The sequence below is a fragment of the Bacillus sp. DTU_2020_1000418_1_SI_GHA_SEK_038 genome (genome assembly GCF_032341175.1).
Classification (GTDB): domain Bacteria; phylum Bacillota; class Bacilli; order Bacillales; family Cytobacillaceae; genus Cytobacillus.
In genome coordinates, this window is sequence record NZ_CP135435.1 from 1,500,491 (window position 1) to 1,514,161 (window position 13,671).

Annotated in this window: 11 protein-coding genes; 4 read left to right on the forward strand and 7 right to left on the reverse strand. The window is 38.6% G+C overall.

Annotated features, from left to right (window positions below):
- The first annotated feature begins 17 nt into the window (after window positions 1-17).
- Both addB and addA read left to right on the forward strand, forming a co-directional pair.
- The gene (gene addB, locus RRV45_RS07455) at window positions 18-3,527 is read left to right on the forward strand and encodes a helicase-exonuclease AddAB subunit AddB (RefSeq protein WP_315668186.1); all 3,510 of its coding nucleotides are present in this window, start codon (window positions 18-20) and stop codon (window positions 3,525-3,527) included.
- Window positions 3,505-7,245 (forward strand): helicase-exonuclease AddAB subunit AddA, encoded by a 3,741-nt coding sequence (addA, locus tag RRV45_RS07460; RefSeq protein ID WP_315668187.1) that lies wholly within the window; start codon window positions 3,505-3,507, stop codon window positions 7,243-7,245. Before addB ends, addA begins: the two co-directional genes overlap by 23 nt.
- Before the next feature lie 43 nt (window positions 7,246-7,288).
- Here addA and RRV45_RS07465 read toward each other — a convergent pair whose 3' ends face one another.
- Genes RRV45_RS07465 through RRV45_RS07490 form a run of 6 tightly spaced genes read right to left on the reverse strand, consistent with a single transcriptional unit; the run spans window position 7,289 to window position 9,240 of the window.
- A complete protein-coding gene (locus tag RRV45_RS07465) occupies window positions 7,289-7,507 on the reverse strand; it encodes a spore germination protein (RefSeq protein ID WP_315668188.1) in 219 nt (72 codons plus the stop codon).
- 45 nt (window positions 7,508-7,552) lie between these two features.
- Window positions 7,553-7,924, reverse strand: a complete 372-nt coding sequence (locus tag RRV45_RS07470) for a spore germination protein GerPE (protein ID WP_315668189.1) — start codon at window positions 7,922-7,924, stop codon at window positions 7,553-7,555.
- 6 nt (window positions 7,925-7,930) lie between these two features.
- Window positions 7,931-8,107 carry a spore gernimation protein GerPD gene (locus tag RRV45_RS07475; RefSeq protein WP_315668190.1) on the reverse strand — a complete coding sequence of 59 codons (177 nt, stop codon included), beginning with the start codon at window positions 8,105-8,107 and terminating at the stop codon, window positions 7,931-7,933.
- Window positions 8,097-8,726: a spore germination protein GerPC gene (gerPC, locus tag RRV45_RS07480; protein ID WP_315668191.1), complete on the reverse strand. Its 630-nt coding sequence runs from the start codon at window positions 8,724-8,726 to the stop codon at window positions 8,097-8,099. The genes RRV45_RS07475 and gerPC overlap by 11 nt, the downstream gene beginning before the upstream one ends.
- Window positions 8,727-8,766: 40 nt before the next feature.
- Window positions 8,767-9,003 (reverse strand): spore germination protein GerPB, encoded by a 237-nt coding sequence (locus RRV45_RS07485; RefSeq protein ID WP_315668193.1) that lies wholly within the window; start codon window positions 9,001-9,003, stop codon window positions 8,767-8,769.
- A 15-nt stretch (window positions 9,004-9,018) separates the two neighbouring features.
- Entirely contained in the window at window positions 9,019-9,240 is a 222-nt protein-coding gene (locus RRV45_RS07490; protein ID WP_315668194.1) for a spore germination protein, read from the reverse strand.
- A 176-nt stretch (window positions 9,241-9,416) separates the two neighbouring features.
- On the opposite strand from RRV45_RS07490, the gene RRV45_RS07495 reads away from it, so the two are divergent.
- Window positions 9,417-9,770: a YisL family protein gene (locus RRV45_RS07495; RefSeq protein ID WP_315668195.1), complete on the forward strand. Its 354-nt coding sequence runs from the start codon at window positions 9,417-9,419 to the stop codon at window positions 9,768-9,770.
- Between the two features lie 141 nt (window positions 9,771-9,911).
- Window positions 9,912-12,833 (forward strand): bifunctional diguanylate cyclase/phosphodiesterase, encoded by a 2,922-nt coding sequence (locus tag RRV45_RS07500; RefSeq protein ID WP_315668196.1) that lies wholly within the window; start codon window positions 9,912-9,914, stop codon window positions 12,831-12,833.
- A gap of 209 nt (window positions 12,834-13,042) precedes the next feature.
- Here RRV45_RS07500 and RRV45_RS07505 read toward each other — a convergent pair whose 3' ends face one another.
- Complete coding sequence (locus RRV45_RS07505; protein WP_315668197.1) at window positions 13,043-13,606, reverse strand: DUF2777 domain-containing protein; 564 nt, start codon at window positions 13,604-13,606, stop codon at window positions 13,043-13,045.
- Window positions 13,607-13,671 lie beyond the last annotated feature (65 nt).

Consider the following 13,671-nt stretch of genomic DNA (forward strand, 5'->3'; position numbering starts at 1 on the left):
AGGAAGAGAGGCTGTCTATGTCCGTTCGTTTATTAATTGGCCGCTCAGGAAGTGGTAAAACAGACTATTGTTTAAATGAAATAAGAGCTGAATTAAAAAGGGATCCAATTGGGAATCCACCACTTATTTACTTAGTTCCTGAGCAAATGACATTTCTATCAGAATATAAATTAATTACAACACCAGGACTTGGCGGGATGATCCGCAGTCAAGTATATTCCTTCACTCGCCTTGCCTGGAAAATACTTCAGGAAACAGGCGGTATCAGCCGCTATCATATAAACAGTGTCGGAATTAATATGCTCATTCGAAAAATCATTGATGAGAAAAAGGATAGTCTTAAGCTGTTTCAGCGTGCTGCCGATAAAAATGGGTTTATCCAGCAAGTAGAACAAATGATGACGGAATTCAAAAGATATTGTGTTCAGCCCGAAGAACTTTCAGAGAAACAAGCTCAACTAACACAAGAGGAACATGTAAATAAGGCACTTCACGATAAGCTTCACGATCTTGAACTCATTTACAGAAGCTTTGAAGAATCACTGATTGATAAATACGTAGACTCCGAGGATTACTTTCGGCTCCTAGTGGAAAAAGCAGGACAATCTGAATATTTACAGAAAGCAGAAGTTTATATTGATGGGTTTTATAGCTTTACACCCCAGGAATTTATGATTGTAGAGCAGTTAATGAAGCACTGCAAGAAAGTAACAATCACTTTAACCCTTGATCAGCCATTTAAGAAGAATCCGCCTGATGAACTGCATCTTTTTAGAATGTCAGGTGAAACCTGCCAGACTATTTATGAAATCGCTGCACAACAAGGACTTCAAGTAGAAGAAGTAATCTTGAACGGCCAGAAAAGATGGGGAAAGCCATCCTTAAAGCACCTTGAAGAAAAGTTCGAATCACGCCCAGCAGAAGGTTATAAAGGGGAGACTGCTGTTCATATCGGCCATGCAGCAAATCGCAGAGCAGAAATTGAAGGCATTGCTAGAAAAATTAATCGGCTAGTGCGAACAAAAGGGCTTCGTTATCGTGATATTGCCATTTTATCTAGAAATGGCCAGGATTATTTTGATATTATTGGAACGATCTTTCATGATTATCAAATACCTTATTTTATCGATCAAAAAAGGACGATGCTGCATCATCCGCTTGTTGAATTAATACGGTCAACTCTTGAGGTAATCAACGGAAACTGGAGATATGAGCCGATTTTTAGAGCAGTAAAAACTGAATTGTTATTTCCGGCAAAATTAAATGCCCATCATTTAAGGGAACAGATGGACAGGCTTGAGAACTATTGCTTGGCTTATGGCATTCAAGGCGATAAATGGACGAATAAGAAAAGATGGATTTATCGGAGAATTAGAGGCTTAGAGTTTGAAAGCTTTGGGCAAACCGATGCGGAAAAGGAAATAGAGCAGGAGTTAAATGAACTAAGAGATATGATCACTGGTCCAATCCTTAGACTATCGCGCCGCCTAAAGAAAGCTCATTCGGGACGGCAGTATTGTGAAGCTGTCTATTTATACCTAGAAGAATTAGATGTTCCGGCTAAATTAGAGAGCTGGAAGCTTGAAGAAGATAATAAGGGAAATTTAGTGAAATCCCGTGAACATGAGCAGTCTTGGAATGCAATTATGGAGCTGCTTGACCAATATGTAGAAATGCTCGGGGAAGAGGAAGTTACGTTAAAACAATTTGCTTCCATTCTTGAAGCTGGTTTGGAATCTCTTCGTTTTACCCTTATCCCTCCAGCGTTGGATGGGGTTATGGCTGCTGATTTGGACATGTCGCGTCTTTCTGACATTAAAGCCGCCTTTATCATCGGAATGAATGATGGTGTCTTTCCAGCTAAATTTTCTGAGGAGGGACTGCTAGCCGACAGTGACCGGGAACAGCTCCTTGTTAACGGTTTAAAAATTGCACCAGCCAGCAAAACACGGCTCCTGGATGAAGAATTTATTGCCTATAAAGCATTTGCTACGCCTTCTGATTGGCTATTCATCAGCTATCCGCTTGCCAATGAGGAAGGAAAAGCGCTGCTTCCGTCTTCCTATATAAAAAGATTAACAGATTTATTGCCTGATTGTGTACACCATGATTATCTATCAGACCCTGCAGAGCTGCCAGAGAATGAACAGCTGGAGTATGCAGTAAATCTGCACACCTCCTTAGCTTATTTAACATCCCAGATGGGGCTAAAGAAAAGAAATTATCCGATTTATGATTTCTGGTGGGATATTTATAATTATTTCCTGCATCATGAACAATGGAGAGGACAAGCTCTTAAAGTTTTATCTAGTTTAAATTATGAAAATAAGACAAAGCAATTAAAAGAAGAAATGAGCAAGGATTTATATGGAGATATCATTCAGGCGAGTGTTTCAAGAATGGAGCTATTCCACGGATGTCCGTTTTCACATTTTGCCCAGCATGGTTTAAAGCTGAAGGAACGTCAAGTATTCCGGCTTGAAGCTCCCGATATCGGAGATTTATTTCATGCCGCTTTAAAATACATCGCTGAAACTGTGATGAGCAAAAAACTTTCCTGGACTGATTTAACAAGAAAGCAATGTGAAATCCTCGCACAAGAGGCGGTCGAAATGCTTGCTCCTAAATTACAAAATGAAATCCTGCTCAGCTCCAATCGTCATTATTATATTAAAAGGAAGCTGGAGCAAATTATTAGCCGTGCCTCTTATGTATTAAGTGAGCATGCAAAGATGAGCGGATTTTCTCCAATCGGACTAGAACTCGGCTTTGGACCAAAGGGGGAGCTGCCTCCGCTTACGTTCCCGCTAAAAAATGGAGCGAAGATGGAGCTTATCGGCAGGATCGACCGTGTGGATAAAGCAGAGGATAAGGATGGAGTATTTTTAAGAGTTATAGACTATAAATCGAGTTCAAAGGATATAAACGTGAATGAAGTCTACTATGGTCTAGCCTTGCAAATGTTAACTTATTTAGATATTATTGTCTCCCATTCACATGCACTGATCGGGACAGAAGCAAACCCAGCAGGGATTTTATATTTCCATGTCCACAACCCAATCATCAGTACTTCAAAAATGCTCACAATAGATGATATTGAGCAGGAGATATTTAAAAAGTTTAAAATGAATGGCCTCATATTAGGGGAAGAAAATGTGATTAAGCTAATGGATCAGACATTAGATAACGGCGACTCGTCCATCATTTCTGCAGGCTTTAAGAAGGATGGTACACTATCTAAGCGTTCCAAAATTGCAAGCAAGCAAGAATTTGAACAACTCCGTCAGTATGTCCGAAAAATGTATACGAAGACAGGAAATCAAATTACTGAAGGAAAAGTGGACATTTCTCCTTATAAAATGAAGGATAAAACACCATGTACATTTTGTTCCTTTAAACCTGTATGCCAATTCGATGAGTCACTAGGAGCAAATGAATACCGCATGCTTGTTCCTCAGCCGAAAGATGATGTGCTAGCTAGTATTCGAAAGGAGGTAGGGAAGGATGAAATCAACTATTCCAGCTAAGCCAGCTAATGTAACATGGACAGATGATCAATGGAAGGCGATTATGGCAAAGGGGCAGGATATTCTTGTTGCAGCAGCGGCAGGTTCCGGGAAAACAGCTGTCCTTGTTGAAAGGATCATTAATAAAATTGTATCAGAGGAAGAATCAATCAACGTTGATGAGTTGCTTGTTGTGACATTTACGAATGCCTCAGCAGCAGAAATGAGACACAGGATTGGAGAGGCTCTTGATAAAGCCATTAATGCAAATCCTAAATCTGCCCATTTACGAAAGCAGCTGAGCCTGTTAAATAAAGCATCGATCTCTACACTTCACTCATTTTGTCTGGAAATGGTTAGAAAATACTACTATTTACTCGATATTGATCCGAGCTTTCGAATTGCTGACGAAACAGAAGCACAGCTTTTAAGAGATGAAGTGCTTGAAGAGCTTTTCGAAGAGGAGTATGGGAAAGAAGGAAATGATTCGTTTTTTGCTCTTGTAGATACGTTTACAAATGACAGGAGTGACACTGCTCTACAGGACATCATCAGGGATATATATGATTTTGCGAGATCAAATCCCTCTCCTGATGAATACCTTGATTCCATCATCGAGATGTATAATGTTGATGAAAACAGTGAAATCGAAGGAATGCCCTTTGTACAGTCCCTTTTACAGGATATGGATTTGCAGCTTAAGGGGGCAAAACAGCTGCTTGAATATGGGCTTGAGCTAACTAAGCTTCCGGGTGGCCCTGCACCAAGAGCAGAAAACTTTATTGCCGACCTTCATGTTGTCCAAACATTACTGGAAGCGAAAAAAGACTCCTGGCAAACGCTTTACGAGGCGATGCAATCCTGGTCATTTGGCAGGGCGAAAAATTGCAAGGGCGATGAGTATGATAGCGAGCTAATTGAAAAGGCAAAGAAGCTAAGAGATAAGGCAAAAAAAATCATTCAGGATCTTCAGGATGAGCTATTTTCCCGTAAGCCTGATAGCTTCCTGCGAGATATGAAGGAAATGAAGCAGTATATTGAGACACTCGTCTATATCGTGAAGGAATTTTCAATACGGTTTAATCAAATAAAGACAGAAAAAGGTTTAGTGGATTTTGCCGACCTCGAACATTTCTGTTTAGAAATTCTTTCTGATAAGAGTGACGAAGGAAACTTAACACCTTCAGATGCAGCAGTTGCCTGTAGAAATCAGTTCAAGGAAGTTCTAGTTGATGAGTATCAAGATGTTAACATGGTTCAGGAAGCGATCCTTCAGCTTGTGACAATGGACTCAGAGGTTGCGGGAAACCTTTTTATGGTGGGCGATGTGAAACAATCTATTTACCGCTTCCGTCTTGCAGAACCGAATTTATTCTTAGGCAAATACAACAGGTTTGAGAAAAACGGTGAAGAAGCAGGCTTAAGAATTGACCTTGCCAAAAACTTTAGAAGCCGAAAAGAAGTGCTGCACGGAACGAATTATATATTTAAACAGATTATGGGTGTTTCTGTCGGTGAAATTGAATATGACGAAGCAGCAGAGCTGAAAGCTGGAGCCCCATATCCAGAAGATGAATCTTATCCCATTGAATTAACGGTTATCGATTTAGAAGGGACAGAAGAGGAAGAACCGCAGGACAATGAGCAGGATGGGTTTGACGCGGCAGAGCTTGCCCAATCCCAGCTAGAGGCAAGATTCATGGCAGCAAAAATAAAAGAAATCATTTCTGAGCGGAAGAACGTATACAATCCAAAAATGAAATCAGGGCGTCCGGCGGAATACCGGGATATCGTCATTTTGCTGCGATCGATGACATGGGCACCTCAGATCATGGAGGAATTTAAGCAACAGGGTATTCCCGTATATGCTAATTTATCAACGGGTTATTTCGAGGCCACTGAAGTATCCATTATGATGTCACTATTAAAAATAATTGACAATCCATATCAGGATATCCCGCTTGCAGCTGTATTAAGGTCCCCAATTGTCGGCTTGACTGAGGAAGAGCTGTCCCAGATAAGAATTCAACACAAAAAGGCTTCGTTTTATGAGGCAATGGCATCTTTTTGCAATGTTAAGCCTGCATTTGAACTTGAACACTTATATGCAAAAGTCCGGCCATTCTATGAACAGCTAATGAATTGGCGCGTCATGGCAAGGCAAGGCTCTCTTTCTGAGCTAATCTGGCAATTATATAGAGAGACAAGGTTTTATGATTTCGTTGGCGGCATGCCTGGCGGAAAGCAAAGACAGGCAAATCTTCGGGCATTTTTTGACCGTGCAAGGCAATATGAAGCTACATCGTTTAGAGGATTATTCAGGTTCTTAAGATTTATTGAACGCATGAGGGATAGGGGAGATGATCTCGGTGCTGCACGTGCCTTAGGAGAACAGGAGGATGTTGTTCGCCTGATGACGATTCATAGCAGCAAAGGGCTTGAGTTTCCTTTCGTATTCATAGCTGGGCTTGGCCGGAATTTTAATACGATGGATTTGAAAAAAGCCTATATGCTAGATAAGGAATATGGATTCGCTGCAAAATACGTAAATGCTGAAAAACGAATATCGTATCCATCTCTTCCCCAAATTGCTTTTAAAAGGAAAAAGAAGATGGAAATGCTTTCGGAAGAAATGCGGGTCCTCTATGTAGCCTTGACGAGGGCTAAGGAAAAGCTTTACTTAGTATCGTCAGTCAAAAAGGCTGAGAAGAAGGTAAATCAATGGCTGCAATCTGCTGAAAATCCAAACTGGCTGTTAAATGAATTTGATCGCGCATCTGCGATAAGCTTTCTTGATTGGATTGGTCCAGCTCTCGTACGGCATAGAGATTATGATAGCAGGATTAGTCAGCTCATTTCCAGTGAAATTACCGACCACCCTTCAACATGGAAGGTTCAGATTATAAACAGTGAAGAGGTTGCAAAACTTGTTGAAGTGCTAGAAGCCGAAAAAGATACCTATCTGCAAATGGTATTCTCAGGTGAGGAAGTTCCTGTACAGTCTCCATTTAAGACTATGGTTGAAGACCAATTGTCATGGAAATATTCATATTTAGAAGCTTCCCAAAACCGTTCTAAGCAGTCAGTTTCTGAGGTGAAAAGGCAAAAGGAGATATTTTCCCAGGAAGATAGCGGGATAGAAATCATCCGTCAATTCAAAAAGCCTATATTAAACCGGCCACAATTTATGCAGGAGAAGTCATTATCTCCGGCAGAACGAGGAACCGCTATGCATATGGTCATGCAGCACATTAGCTTTAAAGAACAGATGACTGTAAAATCTATTTCTGCCAAAATGGATGAAATGGTTCGTAAAGAATTACTGACAGAAGAGCAGCGAGCGGCCATCGATCCGTCTTTAATTGAGCTTTTTTTCAAAACTGAGCTTGGAAGAAGAATGATAATGGCAAGAGAGATTAATCGAGAAATTCCTTTCAGTGTATCTTTACCAGCAAGCGATATTTATCCGGAATGGAAGGGTGAAGAGGAGTCTGTCTTAATCCAGGGGATTATTGATTGCCTTTTTGAGGATGAACAAGGTTTCGTGTTAATTGACTATAAGACCGATCAAATTACCGGCCGTTTTAAAGGCGGGATTGATGAAGCAAAATCGGTACTTGCAAATCGTTACAGAGTTCAAATTCAGATGTATACAAGGGCTTTAGAGCAAATTCTAAAAAGAGACATTCAAGAAAGATATTTATACTTTTTTGATGGAGCACTTATTATTAAATTATAGAAGCGACCGGTTAAGGATGTAAGTCCTTACCCAGTCGCTTTTCTTAATTATTTCCAACTATAGGCTGGTCAATTAGGTTTGTATCAAGGACATTGGTACCGTTTATACCATTGTTCGTAATAATGAACCCACCGGTATTTAATGCACCTTGGCCAGAATAGGTTTTCCCACTAGTTTTAGGCGATATATTAAGAGCATCTCCAAATTGTACAACACCACCATCAACATTTAAAATTTGCACTGGACCAACAATGGCTGGCATATAAACTCTTCCTTTTACAATTTTTTTATTTTCCCATCTTGATCTTCATTCATGCTGCAGCAACTGCCGGATATGCTTAACTCTTGCTTCCATAGAAATATGCTTGCTGCTGCCAATATGGACAACGGAAGATGTAGATATCCCGTTAATATCAATATTATTAACCTTAATGGCAGGGTTTAAATGCATGGTTTGCATAGATATTACTTCTTCAATGGGGACGAGGGGAACGCTTATCGTGAAAGCTTTGAAAGATAAGAAATTCCCCTCATTTCCAAGAAAGGTATCTGTTTCACGCTGTACGGCCAGGGCTCGTGTAAATCCATGAACATAGGTAGAATCGCCTATTTGAATAACAGATGAAAAGGCAACTGTATCTGCCTTTAACTGGTCAACGATTGAAGTTCTGCTGAGCATGATACATCACTCTGGAGTTAATGGAACAACTGGTCCAATGATTAAAGACTCAGGAGGAGTATCAAATACAGATGCAAGCTGGATTGTTTGCGTGTCCCCGACCATTAACAGTGATGAGCTGGATACCCCGGTAACTCGAATATTTCCAATGCAAATATCTCGGTTATACACTTCAAAATTCATTCGTTTCCATTCCTTTCTCTGATTCTGGCAAATGACTTATAAAGGTATGAACCCCGTTTTTAATTTCTTTCTTTAAATTCACCAAAATTTCTTCATTAAAATCAGGTACTGTACCTTGTTCCCTATTTGTTGCGGTAAGCTGTTGCTGCTTAAGATGGTAATCAATGCGGTTAGGCAGCTGCTTTTTTATATCATCCTTTATGAATAAAATATATGATTCATCTATAGATTTATTTAGTGAATGGGCTGTTTCCTCAATAACGCTTTGTAATTCATTTTCCAAAAATTTATTGATTTCATCCTCGATTTCCATTGATCTTTGGAAATGGGCTTTTGGCTGAAAGGGAGTATGAATCCCCTTATTATTAATGGCAAAATCCTCAATTTCCTGAAGCTCGGATGGATTTAACCCAATATTTAATGTTCCGTCTAATGATTCAACCTTCAATTGGTCGAATTTATATTCAATTCTATCTACAGTTATCGGTGGTCGTATCTTCAATTCCTTCGTCTGTTTCTCTAATTCTCTTACCTTGTTTTCCAGGTGAATAATTCTTTTTTCTTGTGCTTCTATAAAAATATGCATTTTTTGCAGGTAAGAGTATAATGTCTGATCCATCCTTACCACCTCGCTTTTTTCGGATCATCGTTTCCACACATTACCTTCCTGCAGAATGTAAAGGTACGGCAGGAGCTTCTAACAGTTGCTCTCCGCCAATAACACCTACCCCAGGCAAGAGGGTATGTGGAGCAGGACCTGTAAATCCTCCTGTATTAGATAGATAGGAAGCGGGCTTAATAATTCCTGCACTTCCTATCTGCAATACAGAGGAGTTGGTGATTCCACCGATCTTTATGAAATTAATTTGAATGGATTGGTTAATGTAAAAGTTCATTCTTTTCACCCTATATTAAGCATTTAATAATATTCCTTGATCCATACCGTCTGAATCATATGTGTTCGTACTGCTTTGTCGATTGTAAATAGTTAGACCATCACCGGTATTAAAGGATCCAGCTCCAGAAAATGTTTTCGCATTTGCTACCGGCATGATCTTATAAACATCTCCAATATGGAATACCCCGCTGCTCCCAATAGAAACGACCTGAACGACTCCAACGATAGCTGGCATTTTTGACATCCTTTACACTAATTTCTCTTTATATCCTATGTGCCTATATACAGATTGTGCCTAGAAATATTTGGCTGGACAAATGAATGGTATTTCTCCTATGATAATAGTGGAATTTACATTTTTTGCTCCAAATATGATATGATTGTATCGATTTTAGTTAAGGAGGCCATTCGATGATTCATGCACACATAACAACATGGGTTTTAGCACTTGTATTATTCTTTGTAGCTTTAGGATTACATAAGAGTGGAAAAGCTAGAGGTTTGAAAGTAGTTCAAATGGTATTAAGGCTTTTCTATATATTAATAATTATTACAGGTGTAGTAATATTAAGTAAAATTAACATCAGTTCGCTTTATATCTTAAAGTCATTACTTGGAATAGTAGTAATCGGTATGATGGAAATGATTATTGTCCGTTCGGTTAAAGGAAAGAAAACTACAATGTTTTGGTTATTGTTCCTTGTAACTTTTATCCTCGTTCTTTACTTAGGATTTGTTAAACTTCCGTTAACTTTCCTCATGTAAAAACATTTTTTGATAAAATTTGTCAATTATCTAGTAAAAAGCTGCTAAAAAGGCAGCTTTTTCTTTTTTTAGACATATCAACATTTCGGTTTTTATGGTATTTTTATCATATAAATATGTCACGGAATTAGTGGTGGAGCTATGGCGAAAACAATAACATGTATTTATGAAGATGAATATCAATTATATAGCTTGATAGATATGCATGAACTAAAAGAATACCCTAGCCTCCTTGTTCAAGTTTTTTCAGGGATGGCAGACAGAGATTCTCTATTAAAATTGCAAAACATCATAAAAAAAATGGTGCCTCTTGCTACAGTTATTGGCTGTTCAGCATCAGGTGAGATTTTTGAAGGAAATATCACAGAAAATAAGACTATTATTTCTTTTACGGTATTTGATAAAACAGAAGTAAAGTCTACTTTGCTTCATCAGGAATCTTTTAAAGACAGTTTTGACATGGGAAAAAGGTTAGCACAGCAAATTGTCGATTTTGATACGAAAGTACTGATTATTTTTCCTGCTGGAGATAAAGTCGATTCTCAATCTCTTTTAGAAGGGATTATTGAAGGTAATCCGCAGCTAACCGTTTCAGGCGGTATTGCTGGAAATACAGGATTGAGTCCAGAACCTTATTCGATAGCAGGAGAGGAATTAACAAGCCAAGGGGTTGTAGGAGTAGCCCTTCAAAGCAAACAGCTATTTGCACAAGTACAAAGTCATATTATATGGCAGGAAATTGGAAAGGTTTTTACCGTTACAAAGTCAAACGGAGATATTATCTATTCATTAGATAAGAAAAAACCTTTACAAATCTTAAAACATTATTTGGGAGAAGGCTTTATAAAAGATATTTCGAATTCAAGATTTGAGTTCCCTTTCACTATTAGTCATAAAGACGGAAAAGTCTCTTTATTTATAATTGATATTTTGAAGAATGGGGCCATTCGTGTCAGCAGGAATGTGTCCGAAGGAGATAAACTTACTTTTTCCTATCCAAATATTGAAGCAACTATTGATCAAACATTACAGGGGTTTAGGCAAATAGCAAAAAAACCGGTAGAAACTATTTTTGTTTACAATAGCTTGTCGAGAAAACGGTTTGCTCGAGATTTTTCAGAAAAAGAACTAATGATGCTTCAGAGCATTGCACCAGCTAATGGTTTCTTCACAAATGGGGAGGTATTAGCGGGAAACGAAGGGACGGCCCAGCATGGAGGTCTATCACTTACGTACTTATCCCTATCTGAACAATCGCTTGAAAAGCGGGAGAATCGTGGTGGTCTTTCCTTTAAATATTCGATGCCTGAACAGTTGAAAACCTTAGCATCACTTACACGTTTGATGGATTCCTCGCAAGAAGATTTTCAGCAATTGCATGAAAACTTGACTATTTCTGAGCAATACCACCAATCTCTTTTTAATAATCATACAGATATAGTTTATTCAACTGATTTACAAGGATACTTTACAAATGTGAATCCTGCATTTGATGATATGTTTGGCTATCGTCATGATGAGATAACGGGTGCATCATCTTTTAAAATTGTATTAAGCGAGGACATTCCAAGAGTAAGAATGCATTTTTTCAGAGCGATAAAGGGAAAAGAACAATACTATAATGCTACTCTCATATCCAAATCTGGGGAAATGAATTTATTTCAACTTAAAAACATTCCCATTACAGTTAATGGCGAATGTGTCGGAATATATGTTATCGGAAAAAACATGACCGAGCAAAAAAAGATCGAAGAAAAGATTACAGAACTAGCGAATTTCGACCATGATACAGGACTTCCAAATCGAATGAGGTTTACTGAGCAGCTTGAACAAATGCTTCAGCGGGCAAAAAAGAAAAAGCGCATACTTGCCGTTCTTTCTATCGACATTGATCGTTTTAAGTTAATCAATGATAGCCTGGGACATTTTGCGGGAGATATGATTTTAAAGGAGATAGCTTTTCGAATTGAAAAAGTTCTCCCAAGCGGATCATATATTGGGAGATTTGGCGGAGATAAGTTTACAGTTATACTAACAAAGGAAGCACAAGTAGATGAAGTAATGAAAGCAGCAAAATCCATTTTATTGGAGATTTCAAAACCTGTTCATCATGAAAGTCAAGAATTCTTTGTTACAGCAAGTATTGGGGTTAGCTTTTATCCAGAAGATGGAACAGATGAACATGAGCTTCTGAAAAATGCCGATATAGCGACAAATCGATCAAAAGACAAGGGTGGAAATCAAATTACCTTTTTCTCGACTGAAATGAATGAGCAAGCGCTGAATAGACTCGAGCTCGAGAGCTATTTACGTAAAGCCTTGCAGAAAAATGAATTCTATCTCATGTTTCAGCCATTAATCGATTTAGAATCCGGGAAAATCTTTGGCAGTGAGGCGCTCATTCGCTGGAATCATCCAAAGCTTGGCCTCGTATCTCCGGCAGATTTTATCCCGCTTGCAGAAGAGACGGGTATTATTCAAGAGATTGGAAGATGGGTGCTCCGAACAGCCTGTATGCAGAATAAAAAGTGGCAGGAGCTTGGAAATAATCAATTAGCGGTTGCCGTTAATGTGTCGGCATACCAGTTTCAGCAGCCAGGTTTTATGAATGATGTAAAACAGGCTTTAAGCGAATCTAAATTAGATCCCCAATATTTAACTTTAGAGCTGACAGAGAGTACGATGCTAACGAATATTGATTACAGTATTCCAATCATGAGGGCACTTCAAAAGCTTGGAGTTAAGGTGTCGATTGATGACTTTGGAACAGGTTATTCTTCATTAAGTTACTTAAAGGACTTACCTATTAACACATTAAAAATTGATCGCTCATTCATAAACAATTTGCGCGTGGATACGTATGATATAGCAATTGTGAAGGCTATCATTACAATGGGACATGGCCTGGAAGTGAAGGTAGTGGCTGAAGGGGTCGAAACGAAGGAACAAATTGAACTCCTAAAAGAATTAAATTGCCATTATGCTCAAGGCTTCTATATTCATAAACCGCTGAAAATAACTGAGTTTGAAAAAGGATTAAAGGAAAAAGCAGAGATAAAATAGCAAAAAGGTGACTCGAGTGAGTCACCTTTTATGTCTAGTACCAGCGCCTACCCCCTCGAGGTCACAAGCCAATTCTGAAAGGTAGAGCTCACCTTTCCGAGAGGCTCGACTTGTGCTTGTCGGGGGTGACCACAAAGGAAAGCATCAGCGAATATTCATCGCAGGAACAATCGCCCTTTGTTGTTCCGAAGGCGCTTATACTTTTCTTGTTAAGAAGATATTTTCTCAATAACCATTCTTTTTCCGCTATTTAATGTAAATTCAAAGCGGTCATTCATCTTTTCGAAGTAACTAAAATGATGCTGAACATTGCAAATATGTTCCTGGTTATCAAATACGATAAAATTAACACCGCTCTTTCTCTCGTTTCTTTCAAGAAAGGAGAGCTGATTATAGCAGTAGATACAATCATATATAGAAAACCGCAAGGAATTTAATGTCGTGATAAATTGGAAAAATGCATCATCATTCATTCCTTCTAGTAATTTTTCTAATGAAAATACAAGGTGCTTTCTAATTCTTACAGAGTCTTGATCTTTCAAAAGAAGGATCTCATTGTCTATTGCCAGTTTCCCTTCTTCAGATAATATCCCTTTTTTCCAGCGTTTAAATCGAAAAATCTCTACTTCCTGGTGGAGGAATTCTTCCATTAATGATGCTTCATCCGTCTCTTTATCAAAGAAAACCCATTGATCATTAATATATTCAATAGATCCTTCGGTATAGGCACGAGTTTGGTATTCAATTAGTTTCGTTCGCTGCTGTCTATTCATTATAAACCTCCATCTGATTCCCTCAACAATCTTTTTAGACAGTTTCCTCTCTTTTTATAACCAGA